The 25,972-nt window shown below is 61.4% G+C and carries 27 protein-coding genes and 1 tRNA gene; 13 read left to right on the top strand and 15 right to left on the bottom strand.

Features of this window, described 5'->3' with window-relative positions:
* Positions 1-130: 130 nt before the first annotated feature.
* Complete coding sequence (locus IEX16_RS00615) at positions 131-1,060, top strand: LysR family transcriptional regulator (protein ID WP_188705554.1); 930 nt, start codon at positions 131-133, stop codon at positions 1,058-1,060.
* A gap of 1 nt (position 1,061) precedes the next feature.
* The gene (locus IEX16_RS00610) at positions 1,062-2,738 is read left to right on the top strand and encodes an FAD-dependent oxidoreductase (protein WP_188705552.1); all 1,677 of its coding nucleotides are present in this window, start codon (positions 1,062-1,064) and stop codon (positions 2,736-2,738) included.
* A gap of 52 nt (positions 2,739-2,790) precedes the next feature.
* Here the strand turns inward: IEX16_RS00610 and IEX16_RS00605 are convergent, their stop codons facing one another.
* From IEX16_RS00605 to IEX16_RS00565, 9 genes are all read right to left on the bottom strand, one after another.
* Complete coding sequence (locus IEX16_RS00605; RefSeq protein WP_188705551.1) at positions 2,791-3,402, bottom strand: tRNA-uridine aminocarboxypropyltransferase; 612 nt, start codon at positions 3,400-3,402, stop codon at positions 2,791-2,793.
* Complete coding sequence (locus IEX16_RS00600; RefSeq protein ID WP_308421312.1) at positions 3,399-4,010, bottom strand: hypothetical protein; 612 nt, start codon at positions 4,008-4,010, stop codon at positions 3,399-3,401. The genes IEX16_RS00605 and IEX16_RS00600 overlap by 4 nt, the downstream gene beginning before the upstream one ends.
* Positions 4,011-4,066: 56 nt before the next feature.
* Entirely contained in the window at positions 4,067-5,128 is a 1,062-nt protein-coding gene (locus IEX16_RS00595) for a maleylacetate reductase (RefSeq protein WP_188705548.1), read from the bottom strand.
* A complete protein-coding gene (locus IEX16_RS00590) occupies positions 5,125-6,018 on the bottom strand; it encodes an NAD(P)-dependent oxidoreductase (RefSeq protein ID WP_188705546.1) in 894 nt (297 codons plus the stop codon). The genes IEX16_RS00595 and IEX16_RS00590 overlap by 4 nt, the downstream gene beginning before the upstream one ends.
* On the bottom strand, positions 6,015-6,623 hold the full coding sequence (locus tag IEX16_RS00585) for a carboxymuconolactone decarboxylase family protein (RefSeq protein ID WP_229676094.1): 609 nt from the start codon (positions 6,621-6,623) through the stop codon (positions 6,015-6,017). Before IEX16_RS00585 ends, IEX16_RS00590 begins: the two co-directional genes overlap by 4 nt.
* An 8-nt stretch (positions 6,624-6,631) precedes the next feature.
* Complete coding sequence (locus IEX16_RS00580; protein WP_188705543.1) at positions 6,632-7,546, bottom strand: ABC transporter substrate-binding protein; 915 nt, start codon at positions 7,544-7,546, stop codon at positions 6,632-6,634.
* A gap of 148 nt (positions 7,547-7,694) precedes the next feature.
* Positions 7,695-8,657 carry a tripartite tricarboxylate transporter substrate binding protein gene (locus IEX16_RS00575; RefSeq protein ID WP_188705540.1) on the bottom strand — a complete coding sequence of 321 codons (963 nt, stop codon included), beginning with the start codon at positions 8,655-8,657 and terminating at the stop codon, positions 7,695-7,697.
* A 74-nt stretch (positions 8,658-8,731) separates the two neighbouring features.
* Positions 8,732-10,075, bottom strand: coding sequence for an amidohydrolase family protein (locus IEX16_RS00570; RefSeq protein ID WP_188705538.1), 1,344 nt, complete (start codon positions 10,073-10,075; stop codon positions 8,732-8,734).
* Between the two features lie 230 nt (positions 10,076-10,305).
* Positions 10,306-11,229 (bottom strand): NAD(P)-dependent oxidoreductase, encoded by a 924-nt coding sequence (locus tag IEX16_RS00565; RefSeq protein WP_188705537.1) that lies wholly within the window; start codon positions 11,227-11,229, stop codon positions 10,306-10,308.
* 184 nt (positions 11,230-11,413) lie between these two features.
* Here IEX16_RS00565 and yghU point away from each other — a divergent pair, with 184 nt between their 5' ends.
* Entirely contained in the window at positions 11,414-12,283 is an 870-nt protein-coding gene (yghU, locus tag IEX16_RS00560) for a glutathione-dependent disulfide-bond oxidoreductase (RefSeq protein WP_188705535.1), read from the top strand.
* Entirely contained in the window at positions 12,280-12,912 is a 633-nt protein-coding gene (locus tag IEX16_RS00555; RefSeq protein WP_188705533.1) for a glutathione S-transferase family protein, read from the top strand. The genes yghU and IEX16_RS00555 overlap by 4 nt, the downstream gene beginning before the upstream one ends.
* Before the next feature lie 40 nt (positions 12,913-12,952).
* On the opposite strand, the gene pcaF is transcribed toward IEX16_RS00555, so the two are convergent.
* The 3 genes from pcaF to IEX16_RS00540 are packed head-to-tail and all read right to left on the bottom strand — an operon-like array spanning position 12,953 to position 15,567.
* Complete coding sequence (pcaF, locus tag IEX16_RS00550) at positions 12,953-14,158, bottom strand: 3-oxoadipyl-CoA thiolase (RefSeq protein WP_188705531.1); 1,206 nt, start codon at positions 14,156-14,158, stop codon at positions 12,953-12,955.
* Positions 14,159-14,206: 48 nt separating this feature from the next.
* The gene (locus IEX16_RS00545) at positions 14,207-14,848 is read right to left on the bottom strand and encodes a 3-oxoacid CoA-transferase subunit B (protein WP_188705530.1); all 642 of its coding nucleotides are present in this window, start codon (positions 14,846-14,848) and stop codon (positions 14,207-14,209) included.
* Between the two features lie 2 nt (positions 14,849-14,850).
* A complete protein-coding gene (locus IEX16_RS00540; RefSeq protein ID WP_188705528.1) occupies positions 14,851-15,567 on the bottom strand; it encodes a 3-oxoacid CoA-transferase subunit A in 717 nt (238 codons plus the stop codon).
* Between the two features lie 94 nt (positions 15,568-15,661).
* On the opposite strand from IEX16_RS00540, the gene IEX16_RS00535 reads away from it, so the two are divergent.
* Positions 15,662-16,480, top strand: a complete 819-nt coding sequence (locus tag IEX16_RS00535; RefSeq protein WP_188705526.1) for an IclR family transcriptional regulator domain-containing protein — start codon at positions 15,662-15,664, stop codon at positions 16,478-16,480.
* 61 nt (positions 16,481-16,541) lie between these two features.
* On the opposite strand, the gene IEX16_RS00530 is transcribed toward IEX16_RS00535, so the two are convergent.
* Positions 16,542-16,763: a hypothetical protein gene (locus tag IEX16_RS00530; RefSeq protein WP_188705524.1), complete on the bottom strand. Its 222-nt coding sequence runs from the start codon at positions 16,761-16,763 to the stop codon at positions 16,542-16,544.
* A 178-nt stretch (positions 16,764-16,941) separates the two neighbouring features.
* Between IEX16_RS00530 and IEX16_RS00525 the strand changes: the two genes are divergently transcribed.
* On the top strand, positions 16,942-17,376 hold the full coding sequence (locus tag IEX16_RS00525; protein ID WP_188705522.1) for a DUF1841 family protein: 435 nt from the start codon (positions 16,942-16,944) through the stop codon (positions 17,374-17,376).
* A gap of 290 nt (positions 17,377-17,666) precedes the next feature.
* Here the strand turns inward: IEX16_RS00525 and IEX16_RS00520 are convergent, their stop codons facing one another.
* The gene (locus IEX16_RS00520) at positions 17,667-18,332 is read right to left on the bottom strand and encodes a c-type cytochrome (protein ID WP_188705519.1); all 666 of its coding nucleotides are present in this window, start codon (positions 18,330-18,332) and stop codon (positions 17,667-17,669) included.
* A 134-nt stretch (positions 18,333-18,466) separates the two neighbouring features.
* On the opposite strand from IEX16_RS00520, the gene IEX16_RS00515 reads away from it, so the two are divergent.
* From IEX16_RS00515 to IEX16_RS00500, 4 genes are read left to right on the top strand one after another with little or no spacing between them, the layout of a single operon-like run.
* Positions 18,467-19,309, top strand: coding sequence for an AAA family ATPase (locus IEX16_RS00515; protein WP_188705517.1), 843 nt, complete (start codon positions 18,467-18,469; stop codon positions 19,307-19,309).
* 16 nt (positions 19,310-19,325) lie between these two features.
* Positions 19,326-19,565: a hypothetical protein gene (locus IEX16_RS00510; RefSeq protein ID WP_188705515.1), complete on the top strand. Its 240-nt coding sequence runs from the start codon at positions 19,326-19,328 to the stop codon at positions 19,563-19,565.
* Complete coding sequence (locus tag IEX16_RS00505) at positions 19,562-20,167, top strand: GNAT family N-acetyltransferase (RefSeq protein WP_188705513.1); 606 nt, start codon at positions 19,562-19,564, stop codon at positions 20,165-20,167. Before IEX16_RS00510 ends, IEX16_RS00505 begins: the two co-directional genes overlap by 4 nt.
* Before the next feature lie 10 nt (positions 20,168-20,177).
* Positions 20,178-21,419, top strand: coding sequence for a vWA domain-containing protein (locus IEX16_RS00500; RefSeq protein ID WP_188705511.1), 1,242 nt, complete (start codon positions 20,178-20,180; stop codon positions 21,417-21,419).
* Positions 21,420-21,475: 56 nt separating this feature from the next.
* On the opposite strand, the gene IEX16_RS00495 is transcribed toward IEX16_RS00500, so the two are convergent.
* A tRNA-Arg gene (locus IEX16_RS00495) sits at positions 21,476-21,551 on the bottom strand.
* 292 nt (positions 21,552-21,843) lie between these two features.
* On the opposite strand from IEX16_RS00495, the gene IEX16_RS00490 reads away from it, so the two are divergent.
* From IEX16_RS00490 to IEX16_RS00480, 3 genes are read left to right on the top strand one after another with little or no spacing between them, the layout of a single operon-like run.
* Positions 21,844-23,586 carry a type I restriction-modification system subunit M gene (locus IEX16_RS00490; protein WP_188705509.1) on the top strand — a complete coding sequence of 581 codons (1,743 nt, stop codon included), beginning with the start codon at positions 21,844-21,846 and terminating at the stop codon, positions 23,584-23,586.
* Complete coding sequence (locus IEX16_RS00485; protein WP_188705508.1) at positions 23,583-24,611, top strand: PDDEXK nuclease domain-containing protein; 1,029 nt, start codon at positions 23,583-23,585, stop codon at positions 24,609-24,611. The genes IEX16_RS00490 and IEX16_RS00485 overlap by 4 nt, the downstream gene beginning before the upstream one ends.
* Positions 24,608-25,951, top strand: coding sequence for a restriction endonuclease subunit S (locus tag IEX16_RS00480; RefSeq protein ID WP_188705505.1), 1,344 nt, complete (start codon positions 24,608-24,610; stop codon positions 25,949-25,951). The genes IEX16_RS00485 and IEX16_RS00480 overlap by 4 nt, the downstream gene beginning before the upstream one ends.
* Positions 25,952-25,972: the final 21 nt, after the last annotated feature.

Below are 25,972 nucleotides of genomic sequence, written 5' to 3'. Positions count from 1 at the left end.
ATATAGAGGGGAGCGACGGTTTGTAGAAGCCAACTGGCGAAAATGACTTTTTCGCGGTGTGGAAGAAACTGGTCGCCATCTGCCCCACAATGCAAGCCACGACAAGAGGGCTGGCAAATGGAGACTGGGCTTGGACCGCTGGACTGAAATCGAACTGTTTGTGCAGGTGGCCGAAATTGGCAGCCTGAGCCGCGCTGCGGAGGTGCTGGACCTGTCCAACGCTGCTGCGAGCCGGCATCTGTCGGCTCTGGAGGAGCGGCTGGGTGCGCGCCTGGTCGAACGCAACACGCGCCGCCTCTACCTCACCGACACCGGCCAGGAGTTTTTCAGCCGGGCCAAGGGCATCCTGGCCGACCTGAAGGATGCGGAGTCTGCGGTCAATGCCACTGCGCTGAACCCGACCGGCACGCTGCGCATTACCGCCTCGCTGTCGTTTTCGCTGCACCACGTTGCACCGCTGCTGCGCGAATATACGCAGCGCTACCCGAATGTCAGCGTGCATGTGGAAGCCGCCAACCGCTACCTGGACATCATCGACAACAACATCGACGTGGCGATTCGCACGCGCGAGATCGAGCCCGACTCGAACATCACCATCCGCCGCCTGGCCGAGACGCGCCGCATCCTGGCTGCGTCGCCACGCTATTTTGCGCAGCACGGTTTTCCCAAAACGCTGGAAGACCTGCAGCACCACAAGCTGCTGATCTATACCTATGCCAACAACCCCAACGAGCTGCGTTTCACGCGGGACGGTGCCTCCACCACTGTCACGGTCAAAGGCCTGCTGGAGTCCAACGACGGCCAGATTCTGCGCACGGCGGCCCTCGACGGCCTGGGCATCCTGGTGCAGCCCAGCTACATCGTCTACAACGACATCGTGGCCGGCCGCCTGGTGCCGGTGCTCGATGACTGGGACCTGCCGCGCCTGACCATCAACCTGGCCTACCCCAGCCGCAAACATCTGTCGGCCAAGGTGCGCACCTTCATCGACTTCGTCGCCGAACACTTCGACAAGCAGGACTACGAACGCAAGTGGACCGGGCGTTTCGGCGTGTATTGAGATGGCCGACCTTTTGCACACCGACGTCCTCATCGCCGGCGGCGGTCCCTGCGGCCTGATGCTGGCCAATGAACTCGGCCGCCGCGGCGTGTCCTGCCTGCTGGTCGATCCGAAACCCGGCACCGCGTTCAATCCCCAGGCCAATGCCACGCAAGCACGCACCATGGAGCATTTCCGGCGCCTCGGTTTTGCCAGCGAGATCCGCGCCCAGGGCTTGCCGGCCGACCACCCGACCGACATCGCCTACTTCACGCGTTACACCGGCCATGAACTGGCGCGCCTGCAGCTGCCGACCGCCGCGCAGGCGGTGACCAACATCAAGGCCATGGGCGGCTCCTGGAGTGCGGCCGAGTTGCCGCACCGGGTGTCGCAAAAGTTTGTCGAGGCCACCCTGCGCCGGCATGCCGAAGCCCTGCCCGGCGTCGATGTGCGCTACGGCTGGGCGCTGGAGAATTTTGAAGACCGCGGCAGCGATGTGCAGGCGCAGGTGCGTGCCAGCACCGGCGGCGAATCCGTGCAGGTACAGGCGTCTTATCTGGTGGGTGCCGACGGCCCGCGAAGCGGGGTCCGCACCAAGCTGGGCATCGGGTGGGACGGCGTCAGCGGCGTCAGGCGCGAGTTCATGGGCGGAAAAATGTTTGCGGTCTACCTGCGCGCGCCGGATTTTTACAGCGCCTTTCCCCATGACCGCGCCTGGATGTATGTCTCGGTCAACCCGCAACGCCGCGCCTTCATGGCCTCGGTGGACGGCCAGTCGGAATTTGCCTTTCACGCTGCCGTGCATGAGGGAGAAGATGCCGACGCGTGGACCGCCGTTGACGCGCAGCGGATCTTTAATGAAGCCATGGGCGCACATATGCCCATCGAGGTGCTGTCGCTCGGCATCTGGACCGCCGGCCATTCGCTGGTCGCGCACGCCTTTCAGCGCGGGCGGGTATTCATCGCCGGCGACGCGGCCCATCTGTTCACGCCGACCGGCGGACTCGGCTACAACACGGCGGTGGAAGACGCCGTCAACCTCGGCTGGAAACTGGCCGCTGTCATCCGCGGTCAGGCGCCGCCGCAACTGCTGGACAGTTATGAGCCTGAGCGCAAACCGCTGGCCGAACGCAACACTGCCTATGCGCAGCGTTTTGCCGACTCGGTCGGCAGCTTCGGCGCCTCCGCCTTGCTGGAGCAGGCCGGTACCGATGGCCAGGCCGAGCGCGAACGCGCCTCGGCGTACTTGAACCAGCATGTCCGCTTGGAATTCAACATCCCCGGCGTGACCTTCGGCGGTCGGTACGACGGATCAAGCCTGATCGTGAAAGACGGCAGCACACCACCACCCGATGAGGCCGGCAACTACCAGCCCAGCGCCAGTCCCGGCGGCCGCGCGCCGCACGCCTGGCTGGAGGACGCATCCTCGCTGTATGACAGTTTCGGTTTTGAATGGACCTTGCTGGTGCTCGGGCCCGACGCCGCTGGCAGCGGCGGTTTCAGGCAGGCGGCTGCGACGCTGGGCCTGGATCTCAAGGTCGTCGTGCACTCATCAGCGACCTTGCTGGCGCTGTATCAGGCGCCGCTGGCCTTGATCCGCCCTGACCAGATCGTGGCCTGGCGCGGCAGCAACGACAGCCAGGCGCAGCAGGTGCTGGTACAAGCAAGCGGCCATCACGGACCCCCGATTTGCTCCTGATTTGATAGCTAATAGCCCATACTTGACATGGGCTGGTGTCCGATTTTGTCTGTCAACTCTGTCCAAGAGCCGGGAAAGCCATTTGCTGCGCCACAAATCCGTCAAATGCCTCCAGCAGGGGCTGGAAGCGGCCACTGCCGCCTTCGAGTTGTGCCAGCGCGGCACACACTGCCTCCAGCGTGGACACTTGGTCTGGCCGGTGCGCGCGGCGGATACGGTAATTCGATGCCGGCAGGTCCTGCAGCGACAGCCGGGGCAAGTGCTGCAACGCCGGGTTGAGGTACAGCATCCGGCGGCTTTTGCGCCAGGTGCCGTCGAGCACGATGAGCCGCAACTTCGACGGGTCCTGCAGCAGGCTGGGCGCCGGCATGGGCGGTGGCGGCAAACCGGCGGCACGGTCCAAAGCCGGATCGGGGTACAGCAGCAGGTTGTGCCGGGGGTCGCCGGGCGCCTGCCACTGCAGCGCATCAAACACTTCTCCTGTCAGCAGCCGGCTCGACGGAAGGCTCAGCTGCAGCAGGCGAGCCGTCCCCTTGGGATTGCCCGCTTCCAGCGGATGCTGCAGGATCAGCACGTCGACCGCATGTGGGACCGGGGTGATCCAGCGGCAGATACAGGCGCTTTGCGGACGCAGGCAGGTTTCGCAGCGCTGGCGTTTGTTCAAGGCCCGACCAGCGCGGCGTAGGCCTGACGCGTTTCCACGCTCACCGATGCCAGCAACTGCGCATACGAGGTCTGGTGCCGCACCCGCACGCGTCCGGAAGCAACGGTTTTTGACCGACAGTACCAGTGACAACTGTGCTGCATCAGAAACAGCTCGGCCGACAGCATGAAGGCCCGCGCCTTGGGCGACAACTGCAGGTCTTCGGTGGCGACGCGGCGCAAGCCCTGGCCATGCACGGCCAGCAACTTGCGCATGTCGAAGGTGCTGTCCGGGAAAAAGCGGTGTGCCTCAGGAATGAAGACCGCAAAGGTGCTGACACGCGCATCTTCGTTACCCACCTTCGCGAAGTCGGCAACAAAACGGTCGAACTGGTCGCACAGCTCCTGCTCGGACGTCGCCAGAAAACTCCACACCTGCACCTGCCGCTCTGCATCCTTTTCACCCAGTGCGCGCAGATAACCCTGGGTCAGGGTCTCCATCAGTTTTTCAACCTGGTACTGGCCGAGATGTGTGCCCAGCAACGCGATGCGCCGCTTCTGGGTTTTCGATTTCAGCGTGTAGGCGCCGTAGCCGGCCAGCATGATCAGGAGCAGAACAATTTCAATCACGGGGGGTCGCAGGTCTGGAGAAACAAGACCCCAGTGTAGTGGCCGCCGCGTTTTCTTCAGGCGCCGGGCCGCTCCCCGTCAAAAGCCTGCTGCAGCAACTGCCGGATCGCTCGGCGCTCCAGCGGGCGCGGATTCGGGTACTGGTTCTGCATGGCCATGTCGCAAGCCCTGTCCAGGTCAGCCTCTTTCATGCCGATATCGCGCAGCGCCACCGGTGCACCATTGTTCTTCGCCAGGTCAAACACCGCCTGCGGGCCATGGACCGCACCGAGCGCCACGGCGATATCCGCCATCGCTTCGGGCGCAGCGGCCGCGTTGTAGGCCAGCGCATGCGGCAGCACGATGGTGTGGGTCTCGGCATGTGGCAGATTGAAACTGCCGCCCAGCGTGTGGCATAACTTGTGGTGCAGCGCCATGCCGACATTGCCCAGCACGGTGCCGCAGAGCCACGCACCATACAGGGCATCACTTCTGGCAGCCGCGTCGCTTGCTACTTTTTTGATAGCTGGCAGCGCCCGTCCCATGGCGGCTATGCCCTCTTTTGCCATCAGGCCCATGATGGGGTTGCAGTCCACCGAATACAGGCCTTCGGCGGCGTGGGCAATCGCATTGATGCCGCTGGTGATGCTCATGCCCACCGGCAGGCCCAACGTCAGCTCGGGGTCGTAGATCACGGTACGCGGCAACACGCGCACATCCTTGCCGGTTTTTTTCATTCCGGCTTCGGTGATGCCGTAAATCGGCGTCATCTCCGAGCCGGCGTAGGTGGTGGGAATGGCCAGGATGGGCAGGCCCGAGTCCAGCGCCATCGCCTTGCCCAGCCCGGTCGTGGAGCCGCCGCCAATCGCCACCGCACAGTCGGCACCGAGCTTGCGTGCCAGCTCGCGCGCCTCGCGGGCAGTTTCGATGGGCACATGCATGACCGCACGGTCGAACACGCCGACTGCACGTGACCCCAACAGGTCGGCGATCATTTCTGCCGAGGCACGCTGCTCAGGGGTGGAAAGCACCAGCGCCTTGCGCGCACCCAGCGCATCAATTTCGCGGACCAGGTGCTGCAGGCTGCCGGCACCAAAAATCACGCGGCCCGCCTGGCCGTTGTAGATAAAACTTTTCATGAATTTAAGGGGAGATCGGTGTCCAGCCCGGCGCTGCGTTCGACGGTCTTGATGATGGCCGCATAGTCGTCCTGCCCGTTCCCCTGGGCCATGGCCGCATGCATCAGTTGCTGCGTCAACGCGGTCTGTGCCAACGGCGCGTGAACAGCCCGGCCGGCGTCCAGGATCAGGTCCAGGTCCTTGATCATCTGCTCGACTGTGAAGGTCGGCGTGAAGTCGCGCGCACTGAGCTGCACAGCCTTGGCCTTGACAATGGGCGAGGCCACCGCACTGGCGCCCAGCACCTGCCACATGTCGCTCCAGTCCAGCCCGCCCTTGCGGCCCAGGGTCAGGGCCTCAGACAACATCGCGCTGGTCTGCGCAATCATCAGGTTGACCACCAGTTTCATCAGGCGCGCCTGTTCGGCCTCCCCCAGATAAAACTGGTGCGGACCCAGCAGCATCAGCACAGGCAGCAGCGCGTCGTAGGCCGCGCGTGGGCCGGAGGCCATGACCGTGAGTTGTGCTGCTTCGGCCATCTTGTTGTTGCCCGAGACAGTGATTCGCAGATACTGCAACCCGGCAGCCGCGCACAGTACCGCAGCGCCGGACGATGCCTGTTGCGACACTGTGCTGGTATCGACAAAGATACTGCCCGGACGCGCCGATGCGGCAACCTGCTTCGCCACGGCAAGCAGGGCCGCATCGTCTGGCAGTGATGAAACAATCACATCGGCGTTAGCAATCGCAGTGGTTGTATTGTCCGCCACCACCAATCCCTGCGTTCTGGCCAGATTCAGCCTGTCCGCGTCTGGATCGCTAACGCTCACCACGTGCCGCGCCGCCAGAAAATGCTGGGCCATGGGCAGGCCCATCTTGCCAACACCCATGACATGGATCCGGCTGCTCATGGCATGGCCTTGCGGGTTGCGGCTATGGGAGCCAACCCTCCCGAAGCACCCGCCATGAACTGGCTGTGCTGCATGCCAATGAGTCGGTTCCAGCGTTGCTGGCCCATGGTCAGACCAATGAAAAAGCCAAGTTCGACAATGGAGGCAGTTTCAAAATTTTCATACAGACCATCCCACAACGCGTCGGTGGACTCCAGGCCCCAGGTGATGGCTTCGGCCAGACGCAATGCAGCCTTCTGGCGCGGCGTGAAGCGCGCCGACTTGTCGAAGTCGAGCAGGTCCTTCACATCGTCTTCGAGCAAACCTTGCGCCTGCGCTTTGGCCGAGCGCTGGTTTCCACAGTAGTTGCAGTTGACCGCCTGCGACACGTAGAGGCGGCACAACTCCTTGATCGCGTGATCACACACGCCGTTGACAAAGGTTGCGTTCCAGGCGTTGGTGAAAGCCCAGAAAACATCGGGCACATGGGCCCGGATCGCATGGCTTTCAGGCCGTGGCGCTCCTTCTCGGGCGGCACGCTGGAACTCCGCCATCATGGCCGGGTCGGTGATGAACACCGGATCGACATATGGCAGTCGCTGGGGATGATTCTTGGCGTGCTCCATTTTTATATTCAAGTCATGCGCGCTGCCGCAAAGGCGCGTTCGTAAAAAGAGAAGTCCAGGTATCTCCCGGATGCTGGTGGCACACTCCCCGTCGGGCCTTCCATCTCCGCACGTATCGCCAGCACGCTCTCAAATCCCTCCCCACTGAAACCCGCATCGGGCGCCAGACCGGAGCCCGGTGCAACCAGCGCCTCATAAGTACCAGCCGCCACCTCGGGAGACAGTTTGAAACTGCGGACCAACAAGGCGACCGTGGCGTCGCGATTGGACGGGTTCATCACATGGCGCTGTCCTTCGACGTAGGCCGTGAGATAACGGATCAAAGCGTCCGCATTGTCCCGAGCCCATGGTCGCATAACAAACGCGCCGGTTGCCTGGTAAGGGCCCAGCAGGCTGAACTGGCTGCCCAGGCTCTTCAGGCCCTTTTCGCGTACCAGAAATGAAAAGGGCGGGTTAATCATGCCAGCCGCCAGTTGCGCATCCGCCACCATCGCTGCGGAGCGCGGTCCAGTCCCGCCGGCCAACTTCACGTCGTAGTCACGGCCCTCCAGCAGTCCATGATTTTTGAGGATCTTCTTGGCGGCCAGCGCATACGCGGTATGGGGCGCATCCACCGCAAGCAGTTTGCCGCGCAGGTCGGCCATGCAATCAATCTCGGCGCGCACCATGAACTCATTCATGCCAGCGTCCCCACCGCAGACGATGACCACGTCCTTGCCTGCCTCGATCATGGCTACTGCGTTGTCCACCGCCGCGTGCGCTATCTCGAACCTTCCTTCAGCCAGTCCGGCGCGCTGTTGGTCCGAATTGGGCGTGGTCTGCAACTCAATCACCAGCTCGCGCTGCGCAAAGTAGCCATTGGCGATAGCGGCCAGCAGCGGCAGGTTGCTTGATGTGTTAAAGATATTGACGCGAAGCAGCATTGAAAAAACTCCTCGGAAACTTTCGGCAAGACATACAGCAGCGAAGTGTTTTCCCCGACCGGCAAGGCGTGCGCTGCCGTTGCATGAAGCTGAAAACTGACGAACTGCCGTCAGGTTCTTGCGACCTCCCCATCAGCCTGCGCGATATTCACTTGGGTGCTGCCTTCATCACAGCACCCAGCGTGGTGAACTCTTCCTTGATATAGGCGTCGAAACGTTCAGGCGTCATGGGCATGGGTTCAGCTCCGAGCTTGGCCATCCGCTCAAGCACGTCGGGCTGGGCAAGCGCCTTGCTTACTTCCGCGTTGAGCTTGTTGACAATGGCGCGTGGCGTCTTGGCGGGGGCCAATAAACCGATCCAGAAATCGAAGACAAATCCCGGCATGCCAGCCTCGGCCACCGTAGGCACATCGGGCAATGCCGACGAGCGCTTGGCAGTGCTCACGGCCAGCGCCCGCATGCGGTTGTCGCGAATGGTCGGGATCGACGCAAGCACCGGTGTAAACATGAAGTCGACCCGGCCGGAACTGGTCTCGACAATGGTTTCAGGTGTTCCCTTGAACGGAATATGGGTCACCTGAATATCTGCCGCGCTGCGAAATTTCTCGGCATTGACGTGAGTAGCACTTCCTACCCCGGCCGATGCATAGTTAAGCTGCCCCGGTTTTGCCTTGGCGGCGGCGATCAGTTCGCGCACCGACCTGATCGGGCTCCCGGTGCCCACGACCAGCACGCTGGGCAGCGCCGCCAGCGGGACAACGCCCGCAAAGTCGCCCACCGTGTCGTAGGGCAGGCCGGGGTAGAGAACCGGATTGACCACATGGCCGGTAGACACCACCAGCAAGGTGTAGCCATCAGGATCACTCTTGGCCACCTGGGCTGAACCCAGCGTTCCACCGGCGCCGGGGCGGTTTTCCACCACCACGGGCTGTCCCATGCTCGCGCTGAGCCGCTCGCCGACGATGCGCGCCATGATGTCGGTCGCACTGCCCGCGGTGAAAGGAACCACAATTTTGATGACCCTGACAGGATAGTCCTGCCCAGCCGGCGCCTGGGCCCAGGTGGTGGTGAATGCCAGCAGGGTGGCCGTGGCAATGAAAAAACGTTTCATGGTTGTCTCCAAGGTTGAATAATGACCAGACCGGTCTTGTGCCTTCTGAATATCCGAATACTTTGCTATGTTTTTTACAACGCAAGCGCCTGCATGATCTTCCCGCCCGACGCTCGCAATGCAAGCAGTTTGGGCGGCAGGTCCACGTCCAGCAACTGGCCATGGCGCTTCTTCCAGCGCCCCGCCACCATCACGCTGTCGATATTGGCCAGCGAGGCCTGCATCACGACCGAGCTGACCGGGTCGTGCACCGGCTGCATGTTGAGGTCGCTGGCGCGGATCATCACCAGATCGGCCTGTTTGCCGGCAGCCAGTGAGCCGATGCGGTGCGATTGCTTGAGCATGCGTGCGCCTTCGACCGTGACCCAGGACAGCGCCTCGCGCGTCGTGATGGTTGAGGTCGGCGGGATGCTGCCGTGGGTTTCGCGATAGGCGACGTTGTCCAGCGAGCGCTGAATGCCCAGCGCAATCCGCGCCTGCGACAACATGTCGCCGCTCATCACGCTTTCGAGGTCCACGCCCAGAGAAGGCGCGCGGCCGAAAGCGCGCAGGCGGCCGGTCAGCGGGTGACCATGGCCCTGGCTCATTTCGCTTTCGGCGGCCGCAGAAAAACTCATGCCGAGTTCACAGAAGCGCTGGAGCTGTACATCGTTGAGTGCATGGCCGTGCACAATGTTGATGTGGTCGCCAAGCAGGCCGGCCGCTTCGAGTTTTTCCCAGCCATCGGGCGTGCGCGCCGGCCCGCCACCCTGGTGCAGCGAGGCGATCAAGCCCAGGTCCTTGGCCATGGCGAAATCGTGCATCGCCACGTCCAGCGTCGAGTAATGTGGGCCCAGCACCGCCGCCTGGATGCTCAGCAGCGGTTGGCCGAGCTGCGCCTTGAGCAGGCGTTCGATCTCGGCGCGCGGATGCGGCACTTCCCAGAACGGCTTTTGCCCCGGCTGCGGGTCCGGCTTGGGCGTGCCATGGAAAAAAGCAGCGCGTATGCCCGAGGCCAGCAGCCCGGCAATTGCCGCATCGTTGTGCGGTGGCGTCGGATTGTTGTGGCACCAGTCGGCCAGCGTGGTGGTGCCGCAGTTGAGCTGGTTCAGCGAGCCCATCAGCGTCGCGATGTAGAGGTCATCGGGTGTGAATACGGTGGCCAGCCCGGCGTGCATCTTCCTGAAATATTCAAGCAAGGTCCAGTTCGCGGCCAGCCCGCGCAGCGCGGTCTGCCAAGTGTGCATGTGGGCATTGATCAGGCCGGGGATGATGATGTGGCCGGTGGCATCAACCACTTGCGCATCATCGGCATGAATGCGTGGCGCGATCTCGGTCAGCGTGTCGCCGGTCACCAGAATATCGCCCACGCTCAGGTCGCCCTGCGCATCCATCGTGATGATGGTCGCGCCTTTGATCAGCGTCTGGTTCGTGCTCATGGCCAGCGCAGGCCGGCAAAAAACGGTCGCCGCGCGGTACACCCTTTCAAGCCGGGGCCTCGGAACTGGCTTTGCCAGGCCGCAGGCGCAGCGGCCCCCTCGGGGCTAGAGCCTGCGGCTCCCGACCTGCCTGCGCAGGTTGGGACGGGCGACAGAAACGAAGCCTCTGGCGAGCGGCGGCCTGCAAGGTGCCGCGCATTACACGCAGTGAAAAGCGTGGGGGCCATATCCTAGCTTTCCAGTCCGTCGCTCATCTTCATGTTTTCGGATGTCAACTCCAGGCCGGCATCCCTGGCCGTTTCCAGCAGCAGCACGGCAAAGTCAATGTCCTCGTGACCGCGTCCCACCATGCGCGCCACCGACTCGCGCGTGGCCGCCGCCGCAGGCATGGCCACACCGTACGCACGCGCTGCGCCCAGGCCCAGGTCCATGTCCTTGAGCAGCAGCTTGGGCGTGAAGGTCACCTGGTCGAAACTCAGGTTGGTCAGCATCGGCGTCTTGTACTTCGTGTACATGGATCCGAGCACCGAATCGTTGATGCTCTCGAGAAAGATGTGGCGCGGTATGCCGGCCTTCTCCGCCAGCACCGTGATCTCGCAGAGGTTTTGGATGATCACGCCGAACATGGTGTTGTGCGCAATCTTCCAGATGCGGGCGAGTTCGCCCTCACCCACCCACATTACCTTGCGCGCCATGGCCTGCAAATAGGGCTCGACCTCGTTATACAAGGCCTTCGGGCCCGAAGCCACCTGCAGCAGCTTGCCAGCCTTGGCCACCTTGGCATTCCCCGACACCGGTGAACACAGGTAGCCGACACCCATGGCTTCGAGCCGCGCGCGGATCTCGGCCGAACCCTCCTGAGAAATCGAGGAGCTGTCCACCACGATTTTCGGTTTGACAGGACCTGCCACCAACCCGCCTTCTTCAAACAGCACCTGTTTCAAATCGTCGGTGGTGGAGACCATGGTGAACACGATGTCGCAGGACGCCAGCGCCTGCTTGCTGCCGACGATGGTGGCGCCGTATTCGGCCAGCGGCGCGGCCTTGGAGGCGGTGCGGTTCCAGACGCTCAGCTCGTTACCCGCTTTCACCAGGCGCTTGGCCATCGCCTCGCCCATGCGTCCCAACCCTATCCATCCAATGCGCACCGTCATGCTGTCTCCTTGTTCATAACATCTGGCGCTAATGTGCCGCAGCCGCTCCCCTGGTTCAAGAAATACAGAGGAAATCAGTTTTCCCGTTGGCGGAAAAAAGGTTACCCCTTGGAGCCGGCCGGGATCCTGCTCCCAGAGGAGGCGTGTTCTGCAGACCCCCCAAAACTCAGGCAATATGGTTCTCATGAACGTCACCCCGCCCTACACCCCCCCCGCCATCTGGTCACCACCGTCTTCGAGTGGAGGCCGCTTTGCCAACATCAACCGGCCTGTGGCGGGTGCCACCCACGACAAGGAACTGCCGGTGGGCCGCCACCCGCTGCAGCTGTATTCGCTGGGCACGCCCAATGGCGTCAAGGTCACCGTCATGCTGGAGGAGTTGCTGGCGCTGGGTCACACGGGCGCAGAGTACGACGCCTGGCTGATCCGCATTCACGAGGGCGAGCAGTTCAGCAGTGGCTTTGTGGCGGCCAACCCCAACTCCAAGATTCCGGTGCTTGTGGACCGCAGCGGCGTCACCCCTGTGCGAATTTTCGAGTCGGGCGCTATCCTCCAGTACCTGGCGGAGAAGTTCGGTGTGTTTTTGCCCGCAGGCGGCGCCCCGCGCGCCGAGTGCCTGTCGTGGTTGAACTGGCAAATGGGCAGCGCGCCTTTTCTGGGCGGTGGCTTCGGCCACTTCTACGCCTACGCCCCGAGCAAGATGGAATACCCCATCGACCGCTACGCGATGGAAGTCAAGCGGCAGCTCAACGTGCTGGATCGCCGCCTGGCCGAGGTGCGCTACCTCGCAGGCGAGGACTACAGCATTGCCGACATGGCGGTGTGGCCGTGGTACGGCGCTCTGGTCAAGGGCCAGCTGTACGAAGCCGGCGAGTTTTTGCAGGTGCAGGCCTACACCCACGTGCTGCGCTGGACCAACGAAATTGCACAACGACCCGCCGCCAGACGCGGGCGCATGGTCAACCGCACCTGGGGCGAGGCGTCCAGCCAGTTGCATGAGCGCCATGAGGCGAGCGACTTCGACACCCGCACTCAGGATAAATTGAGCTCATGATCATTCTGTACGACTGCGCCACCGCCCCCAGCCCGCGGCGTGCGCGCATCCTGCTGGCTGAAAAAGGCGTGGTCCACGAAACCGCGCAGATTGACCTGCGCGCCGGCGAACAGATGGGCGAGGCCTACCGCCAGATCAACCCGCAGTGCACCGTGCCGGCACTGCGCACCGCCGAGGGAGTGATGCTCACCGATAACGCTGCAATTGCGGCCTGGCTGGAAGCACACTTCCCCCAGCCGCCCCTGCTGGGCAGCACCGCACTGGAAAAAGCCGACATCGCCAGTTGGCAATGGCGCATCGAGTTCGAGGGCCTGATCGCGATTGCCGAATGCCTGCGCAACAGCTCCCCGGGGATGGCGAACCGCGCCCTGCCCGGACCGGTGGACTACCCGCAGATTCCCGAACTCGCCCAGCGCGGACTGGCGCGCGTGCAGCAATTTTTTGCGGTACTCAATGAACGGCTGCAGGGCCGCGATTTCGTGGCGACAGACCGGTTCAGCCTGGCCGACATCACCGCCGTGGTGGTGGTGGATTTTGCCCGCATTGTCAAGGTCAAGCCCGGCGAGCAGCACCCGAACCTGCTGCGCTGGCGTGCAGCCATGGCGCAGCGGCCGTCGATGTCGCTTTAAACGCCTTGGGCGGCCTCATAAACGAAACAGCTGCGCCGGTTCACACGCGTTCGATCACCACCGCAATGCCCTGGCCCACACCAATACACATGGTGCACAGCGCGTAGCGACCGCCGGTGCGATGCAACTGGTTCACCGCGGTGGTGATCAGCCGCGCGCCGGACGCGCCCAGCGGGTGGCCCAGCGCAATCGCGCCGCCGTTCGGGTTGACGCGGGCATCGTCGTCCTGCAGACCGAGCAGGCGCAGCACCGCCAGGCCCTGGGCAGCAAAGGCTTCGTTGAGTTCGATCACATCCATCTGCACCAGGCTCAGGCCGGTCAGCGCCAGCACTTTTTCGGTGGCCGGCGCCGGGCCTATGCCCATGATGCGCGGCGGCACGCCCGCCGTGGCCATGCCGACGATGCGCGCGCGTGGCGTGAGGCCGTTTTGTTTCGCAGCTTCCTCGTTGGCAATCAACAGTGCGCAGGCGCCGTCGTTGACACCCGAGGCGTTGCCCGCGGTGACACTGCCGTCAGGCCGCACCGCACCCTTGAGTCTGGCGAGCGCCTCGATCGAGGTTTCACGCGGGTGCTCGTCCTTGCCCACGACAACCGGGTCGCCCTTTTTCTGGGGGATGGTGACCGGCGTGATCTCGGCGTCGAAGAAACCCGCCTTCTGCGCAGCGACCGCCTTGAGCTGGGACGCCAGCGCCATCTTGTCCTGGTCTTCGCGGCTGATCTTGTACTCCGCAGCGACGTTTTCCGCCGTCTCTGGCATGGCGTCGGTGCCGTATTTTTCATTCATCAGCTTGTTAACGAAGCGCCAGCCGATGGTGGTGTCGTACATCTGCGCGGCGCGGCTGAAAGCACTTTCGGCCTTGCCCATCACGAAGGGCGCGCGGCTCATGCTTTCAACCCCGCCGGCAATCATCATGCGCGCTTCGCCCGACTTGATGGCGCGTGCCGCCGTGCCCACCGCGTCCATGCCGGAGCCGCACAAGCGATTCAGCGTGGTGCCGGGCAGCTCCAGCGGCAGTCCGGCCAGCAGCGTCGCCATGTGGGCCACGTTGCGGTTGTCTTCACCGGCCTGGTTGACGCAGCCGTAAATCACATCGGTCACGGCCAGCCAGTCCACGTTGGGATTGCGCGCCATCAGGGCCTTGAGCGGCACTGCGGCCAGATCATCGGTGCGCACGCTGCTGAGCGCGCCACCGTAACGGCCGAAAGGGGTACGAATGGCGTCGCAGATAAAGGCTTGAGTACTCATGTTGGTTTTCCAGTGACAGGGGTTCTGATGATTCGGGATTCCGGCGGCTCAGAGCGCGATAGGCAAACCGACAAGTTTTTCCAGCTCGTCATGCGTCAGCCCGTCGACTTTATCAACCAGTCTGAGGCCTTGCGGCGTGCATTCCAGCGTGGCCAGGTCGGAGTAGATGCGCTTGACGCAGCCCATCCCGGTGAGCGGGTAGCTGCAAGTGCTGACCACTTTGCTCTCTCCTTTTTTGGACAGCAGGTCCATCATGACCCAGGTTTCCTTCGCGCCGATGGCGAGGTCCATGGCGCCACCGACGGCGGGAATCGCGCCGGGCTCGCCAGTGCTCCAGTTGGCCAGGTCGCCCGTAGCCGAGACCTGGAAGGCGCCCAACACGCAGATGTCCAGATGGCCGCCGCGCATCATGCCAAAGCTGTCGGCATGGTGAAAAAATGCACCGCCCTTGAGCAGGGTCACCGGCTGCTTGCCAGCGTTGATCAGGTCGAAGTCTTCATCACCTTCGGCGGGTGCAGGCCCCATGCCGAGGATGCCGTTTTCGCTGTGCAGCAGCACTTCGCGGGTGGACGGAATGTGGTTGGCCACCAGCGTCGGCATGCCGATGCCCAGATTGACAACTGCGCCTTCGTGGATGTCCTGGGCCACACGCGCGGCGAGCTGATTTTTGCTGCGTTTTTGATAACTCATGGTCAGACCGCCTTCTGAAAGCCGCCGGCCTGCGTCGCAACGCGGTCGATCTTCACAATCTGATGCACATAAATGCCGGGCGTGATGATGTGCTCAGGGTCCATGCTGCCGAGTTCGGCAATCTCATGCACCGTGGCCACCGTGAGTCTGGAAGCCGTGGCCATCACCGGGCCAAAGTTGCGCGCGGCCTTGCGGTACATCAGGTTGCCCCAGCGGTCGCCGCGCTCGGCCTTGATCAGCGCCACGTCGCCGTAAATTGGCATCTCCAGCACGTAGCCCTTGCCATTGATCTCGCGCGTTTCCTTGGCCGAGCCGTCGCTGTTTTTTGCCATCTCGGTTCCATAACCGGTCGGTGAGAAAAATGCGCCTATGCCGGCACCGGCAGCGCGTATGCGCTCGGCCAGATTGCCCTGCGGCACCAGCTCCAGTTCCAGCTTGCCGGAGCGGTAAAGCGCATCAAACACATGACTGTCGGCCTGCCGCGGGAAACTGCAGATGATTTTGCGTACCCGTCCGGTATTGAGCAGCGCCGCCAGCCCTGTGTCGCCATTGCCGGCGTTGTTGTTGACGACGGTGAGGTCTTTCGCGCCCTGCGCGATCAACCCGTCTATGAGTTCATTCGGAATGCCGGCAGTGCCGAAGCCGCCGATCAGCACGGTGGCCCCGTCCTGCACACCGGCCAGCGCCTCGGTCACGGACCGGGCTATCTTGTTGATCATGAAAAAGTGTCTCCAGCAAGAAATTTCAACGACTTAATTTGTTCGTATGTAGAACAAACGTTCGTATAATGAATTTTAGGAGATTTTGGCAACCATGGCAATTGCGGCATCCCCCCTGAACACCCAGAACACACCCGGCCCCCTCCCTGGCGACAGCTATGTCCAGTCGTTTGCGCGTGGGCTGGAGGTAATTCGCTCCTTCAGTGCCCAATCGCCCCGGCAGACGCTGAGCGAAGTGGCAGCACGCAGCGGCCTGAGCCGCGCCGGCGCGCGGCGCATTTTGCTGACCTTGCAGACCCTGGGCTATGCGGACAGTGACGGTAAACATTTCTCGCTGACCGCGCGCATTCTGGACCTGGGTTTTGCCTACCTGTCGTCGATGCCGATCTGGAGTTTGGCCGAGCCGGTCATGGAAGATTTGGTGGAGCAAGTCCGTGAATCGTGTTCAGCGGCTGTGCTGGACGGCACCGACATTGTTTATGTGCTGCGCGTGTCCACCCACAAGATCATGAGCATCACGCTGGGCGTCGGCTCGCGGCTGCCGGCCTATTGCACGTCCATGGGCCGGGTGTTGCTGGCCGCGTTGCCGGAGGAGCAGGCCATGGCTTGTTTGGAAGCCTCTCTCCCCGAAACGCTGACGCGCCATACGGTGACGGACCTAGACGCCTTGCGGCAGAAACTCGCGCAAACCCGCAAACAGGGCTGGTGCCTGGTCAATCAGGAACTGGAAGAAGGCTTGGTGTCCATGGCCGCGCCGATTCATGACCGGGCGGGCCGCACGGTGGCAGCTCTCAACATCAGCGGCCAGGCCAACCGCACCAGCGCCAAGATGATGCAGGACAGCATGCTGCAGCCCCTGCTGCAGGCCGCGCAGACGATTTCGCGCCTGCTGGCGGTTCAGAACAAGGGCTGAGTCGGAAAGGAAGCCCTCCCTGTGAGGTGCAGGGAGCTACACGCAGGAGCGAGCGACGGGACTAGGGCTTGCGGGAGCCCATCACCAGCACGACCGCGCCCAGAAGCACGGCGCCTATGCTCAGCCACTGCGGAAAGTTGACGGTTTCCTTTTCCTTGACCACCAGCTCGAGCGGGCCGAGCTTGGCTGTGGATGTGTCTTTGGTGAAACTGAAGCCACCGGTGAAAAACCCAGCCAGGCCCAGCACGATCAGGACGATGCCGGTAATTTTCATTGCGTTCATGGAGTTCTCCTCGCCGGATGTTTGGATAAGCCGGCGCGCGCTTGCCGGTATCACGCTGCCGTGGCTGGAATTTAATCGAAGTGCCATCGCAGCCGCGTAGGACATTGCCGCCTGAGGGCCGGTCGTGCCGGAAACACCACAGTCCCGGCGGGAAAACAAGCCGTGCTACGCTTGCCCCATGTTCACGCCTTCACAAGCCGATGTCCGCCGGTTTTTTTGCTCTGTTTATGCCAAGACCCGCACCGGTCAACCACTGGAAGCTATTGAAACCATAGCAAGCCAGTGGTTGGAAGATCACCCCGAATACCACGGCGACTTTGCCGACGCGGATGCCGCCCTGGCAAAAATCTACGAGGTGGAAGCCGGCAAAACCAACCCCTTTTTGCATCTGTCCATGCACTTGTCGATCAGCGAGCAGTGTTCCATCGACCAGCCGCGCGGTATCCGCCAGGCAGTGGAATTGCTGGCCGCCCGGCGCAACTCCCTGCACGACGCCCACCACGAAGCCATGGACTGCCTGGGCCAGATGGTCTGGGAAAGCCAGCGCGGCGGCCGCCCACCCGATGGCGACGCCTACATCGCCTGCGTGCAGCGCCACGCTACAAGGGATTAAGCCCTCACGTTCACTCGTTTCGCGTAGCTCTCGCACCTTGCAGGCCGCCGCTCGCCAGAGGCTTCGCTTCTGATGCCTGTCCAAACCTGCTCAAGCAGGCTTGGAGCCGCAGGCACCAGCCCCGAGGGGGCGCTGCGCCTGCGGGCCGGCGGAGCCGGACCCGCGGCCCCTGCTTGAAAAGAGAACCAGCCACGTCGCTCTACTTGCGTGCGGCGGCACTTCACAAAGATCGGCCCACAAAGACAAAGCCCCGCAGAGCGGGGCTTTGTTTACTTCCGGAGCGAAGCGGCCTAGCGGAACTTGCTCTGCGGGATCACCTTGAGGTCGCCTTCGACGGACGCAAGGTAATTGGCCAACTGCTTGAGTTCTGCGTTGGTGTACTGCTTGGCCATGCCCGCCATGATGGCGTTGCTGCGGCCGACCTTGGGGTTGTTCTCGACCTTGTAGGCCTTGAGCGCCACAAACAGGTAGTCGGCATGTTGGCCGCCAAGTTTGGCGTAGCTCGGATCAATCGGTTTGCTGAAGTCGGCGCCGTGGCAAGACGCGCAATTGGCCTTGGCCAGCAGGGCAGCGACGGCAGGGCTCGGCGTTTTGGCGGTCCGGGCCGCAGGCGCTGCGGCGGCGTTCACGCCGTGCTGCTCGTAATAGGCGGACAGGTCGGCAATATCCTGATCGTTCAGCGATTCGGCAATGCCGCGCATCGTCGGATGTTTGCGATCACCTTTTTTGTAAGCCTGCAGGGCAGCAGCGATGTATTTGCCGCTCTGGCCCGAAATCATCGGCACCTTGTACACCTCGGGGAAGCTGGCCTGATAACCCTTGATGCCATGGCAACCGATACACATGGCGTTTTTTGCTTCGCCGGCTTTGACATCACCCTTGATGTCCTGGGAATGGGCTGCAGCGGTCGCAAGAGAGACAGCCAGAGCGAATATCGTGGTGAACAGCTTATTCATTTTTCGCGCACAATTCAGGTGAGGATTCGTTATATCAACAGCCAACGATTATATCTGGGCCTGCCGGTCTGGCGCCCGGACCGGCCGAATCCATACCCATTCACCCGTCTTCCCCTTCACCGCTGCTGCCCACCATGAAATTCCAAGGCTCCAAAAACTACGTTGCGACCCAGGACCTGATGCTTGCCGTCAATGCCTCCGCCACTCTGAAAAAGCCGCTGCTGGTCAAGGGCGAGCCCGGCACCGGCAAGACCATGCTGGCCGAAGAAGTGGCCGAAGCCTTGAAGCTCCCCCTGTTGCAATGGCACATCAAGTCCACCACCAAGGCGCAGCAGGGGCTGTATGAATATGACGCGGTATCCCGCCTGCGCGACTCGCAGCTCGGTGACGAGAAGGTCAAGGACATCCACAACTACATCATCAAGGGCGTGCTCTGGGAAGCGTTCACGGCCGACGAGCCGGTTGCCCTGCTGATCGACGAGATCGACAAGGCCGACATCGAGTTTCCGAATGACCTGCTTCGGGAGATCGACCGCATGGAGTTCTACTGCTACGAAACGCGCGAGCTGATCAAGGCCAAGCACCGGCCGCTGGTGTTCATCACTTCGAACAACGAAAAAGAGCTGCCCGACGCCTTTTTGCGCCGCTGCTTCTTCCACTACATCAAATTCCCCGATGCCGATACGATGAAACTCATCGTCGACGTGCACTTTCCCGGCCTCAAGAAAGAGTTGCTGGCTGCGGCCATGAAGACTTTTTATGACGTGCGCAACCTGCCCGGTCTGAAGAAGAAGCCGTCCACCTCAGAGTTGCTGGACTGGCTCAAGCTGCTGGTGGCCGAAGACATTCCGCTCGAGGCACTGCAAAGCAAGGATGACAAGGTGGCAGTGCCGCCTCTGGTAGGCGCGCTGCTCAAGAACGAGCAGGATGTGACCTTGTTTGAAAAACTGGTGTTCATGCAACGCCACAACCGTTAACCGAGGCTGCCGTACCATGACCCAAGAAATCCGCAAACTCCTGCTCGAAGGCGTGTCCGACGCCGTCGGTTTTATCGGCGGTGCGCTGATTGCTTTCTGGTTAGGCCGTTTCTTCGGCTTTGACATCTTTGCCGAAGGTTATGGCAACAGCGCCATCGCCGGCATTGTGATGGTGGGCATAGGTGGCGGTCTCGGTCTTCAGTTGGCGCGGCGCTGGCGCCGCGTGCGGGAAAAAGTCCAGAGCGAGGAGCCATGAGTTTTGTTCAGGCAGCCACTCTTTCAGGTCGCGGTGTGGAATTGGTGCCGCTTGCGCTTGAACATGAAGCCGGCCTGCGTGCCGCCGCCGCCGACGGCGAGTTGTGGAAACTGCGCATCACCTCGGTGCCTGAGCCTGACCAGACCCAAGCCTACATAGAAGACGCATTGAAAGCCCGCGAAGCCGGTCACCGGTTTGCGTTTGCCGTGCGCGACGCCGCGACCGGCATGGTGCTGGGCAGCAGCAGCTACCACGACATCCTGCCGGCCGTGAAACGTGTAGAGATTGGCTACACCTGGTACGCCGCACGCTGCCAGCGCACCCACATCAACACCACCTGCAAGCTGCTGCTGCTGAGCCATGCCTTCGACACCCTGGGCTGCAATGTCGTCGGCTGGCGCACCGACAACTTCAACCATGCCTCGCAGCGCGCCATCGAGCGCCTGGGCGCCAAAAAAGATGGCGTGATCCGCGGCCACGCACTGCGCCGCGACGGCACGATTCGCGACACCGTGATGTACAGCCTGCGCTCGGGCGAGTGGCCGGAAGTGAAGGCCCAGTTGCTGTACATGCTCGACAAATCCCGGTCCGCGAAGGAATAAGGGGCCACGCATGCTGATTGACTTCTTCTACACCCTGCGTTCGGCCAAGCTGCCGGTTTCGGTCAAAGAGTATTTGATGCTGCTCGAAGCGCTGCAGGCTGGCGTGGTCGGGCCCAACAGCGGCAAGCTCGACGATGGCGAGATCGGCGAGGGCGAGGAAAGCCGCACCGGCGAAGGCGCCTGGAAGATCGACGACTTCTATTACCTAAGCCGCACCGTGCTGGTGAAGGACGAAAAGCACTACGACAAGTTTGACCGCGCGTTTGCGGCCTACTTCAAAGGCGTCGAGATGATCGCCGACTTCACCAAAGATATTCCACTGGAGTGGCTACGCAAAAACCTGGAACTCGAACTCAGCCCCGAAGAAAAGGCCAAGATCGAGAAGATGGGTTGGGACGAGCTGATGGAAACGCTGAAAAAGCGTTTTGAAGAGCAGAAAGAACGGCACGAAGGCGGTAGCAAGATGATTGGCACCGGCGGCACCTCGCCGTTTGGCGCGAACGGCTTCAACCCGCAGGGCATACGCATAGGCCAGGAGAAAAGCCGCAACAAAAGCGCGGTCAAGGTCTGGGACCAGCGCGCCTACAAAGACTACGACGACACCCAGGAACTTGGCACACGCAACATCAAGGTGGCACTGCGCCGCCTGCGCAAGTTTGCACGCCAAGGTAACGTTGAAGAGCTCGACCTGGACGACACCATCAAGTCCACAGCAGCCAATGCCGGCTGGCTGGACATCAAAATGGTGCCCGAGCGCCACAACAATGTGAAAGTGCTGCTGCTGATGGATGTAGGCGGCACCATGGACGAGCACATCGCGCGGGTGGAAGAGCTTTTTTCAGCCACCAAGACCGAGTTCAAACACATCGAGTTTTATTACTTTCACAACTGCGTCTATGACTTCATGTGGAAGAACAACCGCAGGCGCTTCAGTGAAAAGTTTGCGACCTGGGACATCATCCGCAAGTACAACAAAGACTACAAATTGATCTTTGTCGGCGACGCCACCATGAGCCCGTACGAAATTCTGCAGCCGGGCGGCAGCGTGGAATACAACAACGAAGAAGCCGGCGCCGAGTGGATGCAGCGTCTGACCAACGCCTTCCCCAAATTTGTCTGGATCAACCCGGAGCCGCAAGGCGTGTGGCAGTACCGCCAAAGCATCAGCGTCATCCAGCAACTGGTGAGCCAGCGCATGTACCCGCTGACCATCAAGGGGCTGGAAGAGGCGATGCGGCTGCTGTCGAAGTGACGCGGCCTGAAGCGGCATCGCCATTCAGCGCCTGATCGCCGCTGCAGCGAAAAAAATGGTGCCCTTGGCAGGAATCGGACCTGCGACCTATCCCTTAGGAGGGGATCGCTCTATCCACTGAGCTACAAAGGCAGGCCTGTAGTTTACCAAGGCGGGTCCGGCAAGCCCGGCAACTGGTTCAGCACCTGAGTTTGCTACTTTTTTGATAGCTGCTTACGTACGCTGAATAGGGGCTGAGGGTAGAAAATGCCTATGACCTGCCCCTTCCGGCACTTCACAGGCCAATGCATGCGGCCATCCCTGGCGCCTCATGTCGATAAAACCCGAAAAAATCGACACATCCCGCTGATGTGTCGATCCGGCGGACATACATACCGCCCGGCCCAGGCTGCGGCCAGGTCACTGGTCACCCTACACTCGCAGCATGGCAAATCCCTCTCTTTCTTCCTTCATCTGGTCCGTCGCCGACCTGCTGCGTGGCGACTATAAGCAGTCTGAATACGGCAAGGTCATTCTCCCTTTCACGGTGCTGCGCCGTCTGGACTGCGTGCTGGAGTCCACCAAAGAAACGGTGCTGCTTGAGAAAGCCAAGCGCGAGAAAGCCAACCTGAACCCCGAATCTTTTCTGCTCAAGAAGTCAGGTCAGTTTTTCTACAACACCTCACCGCTCGACCTGAAAAAGTTGATGGGCGACCAGGACCACATCGGTGAAAACCTGGGTGTCTACCTGCAGGGCTTCTCGCCCGCCGTGCGCGACATTTTCGAGAGCTTCGAGTTTCACACCCAGATCGACAAGCTCGCCAAGTCTGGCCTGCTTTACATGGTGACGGAGAAGTTCTGCACCATCGACCTGCACCCCGACGTCGTCAGCAACGCCGAAATGGGCGCCGTGTTCGAGGAGCTGATCCGCAAGTTTGCCGAGCTGTCCAATGAAACCGCTGGTGAACACTTCACGCCGCGCGAGGTGATTCGCCTGATGGTCAACCTGCTCTTCATTGAAGACGACGAAGCGCTGACAAAACCCGGGGTAGTGCGCTCGCTGTACGACCCGACAGCGGGGACGGGTGGCATGCTCAGCGTGGCAGACGAGCAGCTCAGCAGCCTGAACCCCCAAGCCAGGCTGGTCATGTACGGGCAGGAGCTGAACCCCGAGTCTTACGCCATCTGCAAGGCCGACATGCTGATCAAGGGCCAGGACATTGCCAACATCATTTTTGGCAACACCCTGTCCAACGACGGCCTGCCGGGCAAACATTTCGACTACGCGCTCTCAAACCCACCTTTTGGTGTGGAGTGGAAGAAGATCGAAAAAGACATCCGCAAGGAGGCCGAGCAACAAGGCTACAACGGCCGCTTCGGCCCCGGCCTGCCGCGCGTCAGTGACGGTTCGCTGCTGTTTCTGCTGCACCTGATCGCCAAGATGCGTCCGGCGGTCGATGGCGGCAGCCGCTTCGGCATTGTGCTCAACGGCTCACCGCTGTTCACCGGCGGCGCCGGCAGCGGCGAAAGCGAGATTCGCCGCTACGTGCTCGAAAACGATTTGGTCGAGGCCATCATCGCCCTGCCCACCGACATGTTCTACAACACTGGCATCAGCACCTATGTGTGGATTGTCAGCAACCGCAAGCCGACCGCGCGCAAGGGCAAGCTGCAACTGATAGACGCCAGCGGCTTCTGGCAGAAGATGCGCAAAACCCTGGGCAGCAAACGCAAGGAGCTCAGCCCCGCGCATATTGAAGAGATCACCCGCCTGTTCGGCAACTTCGAGGAGTTGATACGTGACGGCGTGCCGATCAGCCGCATCTTCAGCAACGAGGCCTTCGGCTACCGCACCATCACCGTCGAGCGCCCCGAGCGCGACGCGGCGGGCAAAGTCGTGCTCGGTAGCAAAGGCAAGGCCAAGGGCAAGCCCCTGGCCGACACCAGCCTGCGCGACACCGAAAACGTGCCGCTCGGTGAAGACATCAGAACCTACTTCAAGAGAGAGGTGCTGCCGCATGCGCCAGATGCGTGGATCGACGACGAGAAAACCAAAACCGGTTACGAAATTCCCTTCAACCGCCACTTCTACGTTTTCAAGCCACCGCGCCCGCTGGCCGAGATTGACGCCGAACTCAAGGGCGTGACCGACCGCATTTTGACCATGATTGGAGGGCTGAGCGCGTGAACAAACCTCAACATCCCGTCCCGACCGATGGCTTTGTGCACATCACTGAACTGATTCAGGCCGCGCGCGGGCGCGCCTACCAGGCTGTCAACACAGTGCTGATTGACTTGTACTGGCAGATCGGCGAGCACATCAGCCACAAGATTGCCGCCGCCGAATGGGGCGATGGCGTGGTCGAGCGACTGGCCGCCCACATTGCCCAAACCCAGCCGGGGCTGCGCGGCTTTACCCGACGCAACCTGTTTCGCATGCGGCAGTTTTACGATACCTACCAGGGCGAGGCAAAAGTCGCACCACTGGTGAGACTCTTGCCCTGGACGCACAACCTCATCATCCTCAGCCAGAGCAAACGCCCCGAAGAGCGCGAGTTCTACCTGCGCATGGCGGTGCAGGAAAAATGGGCCAGCCGCGACTTGGAGCGTCAATTCCAAGCCGCCTTGTTCGAGCGGGTGGTGCTGCAGCCTGCAAAAGTGTCAGCAGCGCTGACACAAATACAGCCGCAGGCCCAAAACGTCTTCAAAGACGCCTACATGGTCGAGTTTCTCGGCCTGCCCGACGGCCACAGCGAACTGGACCTGCACCGCGGCCTGCTCGACAAGCTCAAGGCTTTTCTGATCGAACTGGGCCGCGACTTCTGCTTTGTCGGCTCCGAGTTTCCCCTGCAGGTGGGCGGGCGCGACTTTGCACTGGACCTGCTCTTTTTTCACCGAGGCCTGAACTGCCTGGTTGCCATCGAACTCAAGGTGGGCCGTTTCGAGCCCGAATACCTGGGCAAGCTGTCGTTTTACCTGGAGGCGCTGGACCGTGACGCGAAGAAGCCGCACGAAAACCCCGCCATCGGCGTGTTGCTGTGCGCCAGCAAGGACGACGAAGTGGTCGAGTACGCCCTGAGCCGTACCGCCTCGCCTGCGCTGATTGCTGCGTATGAAACCCAATTGCCAGACAAGGCTTTGTTGCTGAGCAAGCTGCACGAGTTTTATCTGCAGGATGCCGGTGATGCGGCCAGTGCCGGGGAAGCCCCGTGAGTTTTCCGCGTTACCCGAGCTACAAGGACAGTGGCGTGGAGTGGTTGGGGGAGGTGCCGGGGCATTGGGAGGTACTGGCTCTCAAGAAGAGCTTCCAAATCGTCGGTGGATCAACGCCAAAATCTGACACCGAGTCATTCTGGGATGGCGATATTCTTTGGGCAACGCCGAGCGACTTGAGCAAGCGCGAGTCTGTCTACATGAAGGATACCCAGCGCAAAATCAGCGCAGCAGGTCTTGCTTCTTGCGGAACCACATTGGTTCCAGCGGCTTCAATCATCCTGTCTACGCGTGCCCCAATCGGCTCATTGGCCATTGCCGAAGTGGAAATGTGTACGAATCAAGGCTGCAAATCACTCATACCGTCAAAGGGTGCCAGCACAGAGTATTTCGCGCATTTGCTCAGCATCAGCTCGACCGAGCTGAACATTCGTGGAAAGGGAACGACATTTCTTGAGCTATCGGGCGACGAACTCGGAGCCTTCAAGATACCAGTACCCCCGCCTCAGGAACAAACCCAGATCGCCGCCTTCCTGGACCGCGAAACCGCGAAGATTGATGGGCTGGTGGCCGAGCAGCGGCGGCTGATGGACCTCTTGAGAGAAAAGCGCCAGGCCGTCATCTCCCACGCCGTCACCCAGGGCCTGAACCCTGACGCCCCCATGAAGCCGTCCGGCATCGAATGGCTGGGGGATGTGCCGGCGCATTGGGATGTTGGTCCGCTGAAACGCTATTGGAGCGTGACGGATTGCAAGCACATCACGGCTGAGTTCGTGGACGAAGGCATTCCTTTAGCCAGCATCCGTGAAGTTCAAAGCCGTTGGATCTCACTTGAAAATGCCAAATGTACAACTGAGTATTTTTATGAACTACTCATTGAAGGCGGTCGTCAACCACAGCCAGGCGATCTGATTTTTTCCAGGAATGCCACTGTGGGGGAAGTTGCTCAAGTCAATGTCGAGCATCCTCCATTTGCCATGGGGCAAGACGTGGTTCTGCTCCGGAAACAGTCACAAGACTACTCTTCCGACTATCTTCAGCATGTCATTCGCTCGCCAATCATCATTCTTCAACTTGCCAACATGATGATCGGTTCTACCTTCAAACGAATTAACGTTGAAGAAATCCGGTCCTTTGTGACGCCCTGTCCGCCGCCCTCTGAGCAGGTGGAAATAGCGACCTTTTTAGAGGGTGAAGTTGGAAAATTCGACACCCTTACCACCGAAGCCCAACACGCCATAAACCTGCTGCAGGAACGCCGCACCGCCCTGATTTCCGCCGCCGTCACCGGCCAGATCGACGTGCGGGTATCTAATAGCTATGATTTCAATAGCTGCTAACGCCCGTCGAATAAGGGCCAA

The organism is Polaromonas eurypsychrophila (assembly GCF_014641715.1).
In the GTDB taxonomy this organism is placed as follows: Bacteria; Pseudomonadota; Gammaproteobacteria; order Burkholderiales; family Burkholderiaceae_C; genus Polaromonas; species Polaromonas eurypsychrophila.
This window is presented reverse-complemented; position numbering and strand designations above follow the sequence as displayed.

Coding starts and splice junctions, on each gene's coding strand:
- IEX16_RS00490 (WP_188705509.1), top strand. CDS start 21,844: ATGGCAAATCCCTCTCTTTCTTCCTTCATCTGGTCCGTCGCCGACCTG.
- IEX16_RS00610 (WP_188705552.1), top strand. CDS start 1,062: ATGGCCGACCTTTTGCACACCGACGTCCTCATCGCCGGCGGCGGTCCC.
- IEX16_RS00510 (WP_188705515.1), top strand. CDS start 19,326: ATGACCCAAGAAATCCGCAAACTCCTGCTCGAAGGCGTGTCCGACGCC.
- IEX16_RS00505 (WP_188705513.1), top strand. CDS start 19,562: ATGAGTTTTGTTCAGGCAGCCACTCTTTCAGGTCGCGGTGTGGAATTG.
- IEX16_RS00540 (WP_188705528.1), bottom strand. CDS start 15,567: ATGATCAACAAGATAGCCCGGTCCGTGACCGAGGCGCTGGCCGGTGTG.
- IEX16_RS00500 (WP_188705511.1), top strand. CDS start 20,178: ATGCTGATTGACTTCTTCTACACCCTGCGTTCGGCCAAGCTGCCGGTT.
- IEX16_RS00525 (WP_188705522.1), top strand. CDS start 16,942: ATGTTCACGCCTTCACAAGCCGATGTCCGCCGGTTTTTTTGCTCTGTT.
- yghU (WP_188705535.1), top strand. CDS start 11,414: ATGAACGTCACCCCGCCCTACACCCCCCCCGCCATCTGGTCACCACCG.
- IEX16_RS00580 (WP_188705543.1), bottom strand. CDS start 7,546: ATGCTGCTTCGCGTCAATATCTTTAACACATCAAGCAACCTGCCGCTG.
- IEX16_RS00520 (WP_188705519.1), bottom strand. CDS start 18,332: ATGAATAAGCTGTTCACCACGATATTCGCTCTGGCTGTCTCTCTTGCG.
- IEX16_RS00545 (WP_188705530.1), bottom strand. CDS start 14,848: ATGAGTTATCAAAAACGCAGCAAAAATCAGCTCGCCGCGCGTGTGGCC.
- IEX16_RS00595 (WP_188705548.1), bottom strand. CDS start 5,128: ATGAAAAGTTTTATCTACAACGGCCAGGCGGGCCGCGTGATTTTTGGT.
- IEX16_RS00575 (WP_188705540.1), bottom strand. CDS start 8,657: ATGAAACGTTTTTTCATTGCCACGGCCACCCTGCTGGCATTCACCACC.
- IEX16_RS00565 (WP_188705537.1), bottom strand. CDS start 11,229: ATGACGGTGCGCATTGGATGGATAGGGTTGGGACGCATGGGCGAGGCG.
- IEX16_RS00530 (WP_188705524.1), bottom strand. CDS start 16,763: ATGAACGCAATGAAAATTACCGGCATCGTCCTGATCGTGCTGGGCCTG.
- IEX16_RS00535 (WP_188705526.1), top strand. CDS start 15,662: ATGGCAATTGCGGCATCCCCCCTGAACACCCAGAACACACCCGGCCCC.
- IEX16_RS00590 (WP_188705546.1), bottom strand. CDS start 6,018: ATGAGCAGCCGGATCCATGTCATGGGTGTTGGCAAGATGGGCCTGCCC.
- IEX16_RS00585 (WP_229676094.1), bottom strand. CDS start 6,623: ATGGAGCACGCCAAGAATCATCCCCAGCGACTGCCATATGTCGATCCG.
- IEX16_RS00570 (WP_188705538.1), bottom strand. CDS start 10,075: ATGAGCACGAACCAGACGCTGATCAAAGGCGCGACCATCATCACGATG.
- pcaF (WP_188705531.1), bottom strand. CDS start 14,158: ATGAGTACTCAAGCCTTTATCTGCGACGCCATTCGTACCCCTTTCGGC.
- IEX16_RS00515 (WP_188705517.1), top strand. CDS start 18,467: ATGAAATTCCAAGGCTCCAAAAACTACGTTGCGACCCAGGACCTGATG.
- IEX16_RS00555 (WP_188705533.1), top strand. CDS start 12,280: ATGATCATTCTGTACGACTGCGCCACCGCCCCCAGCCCGCGGCGTGCG.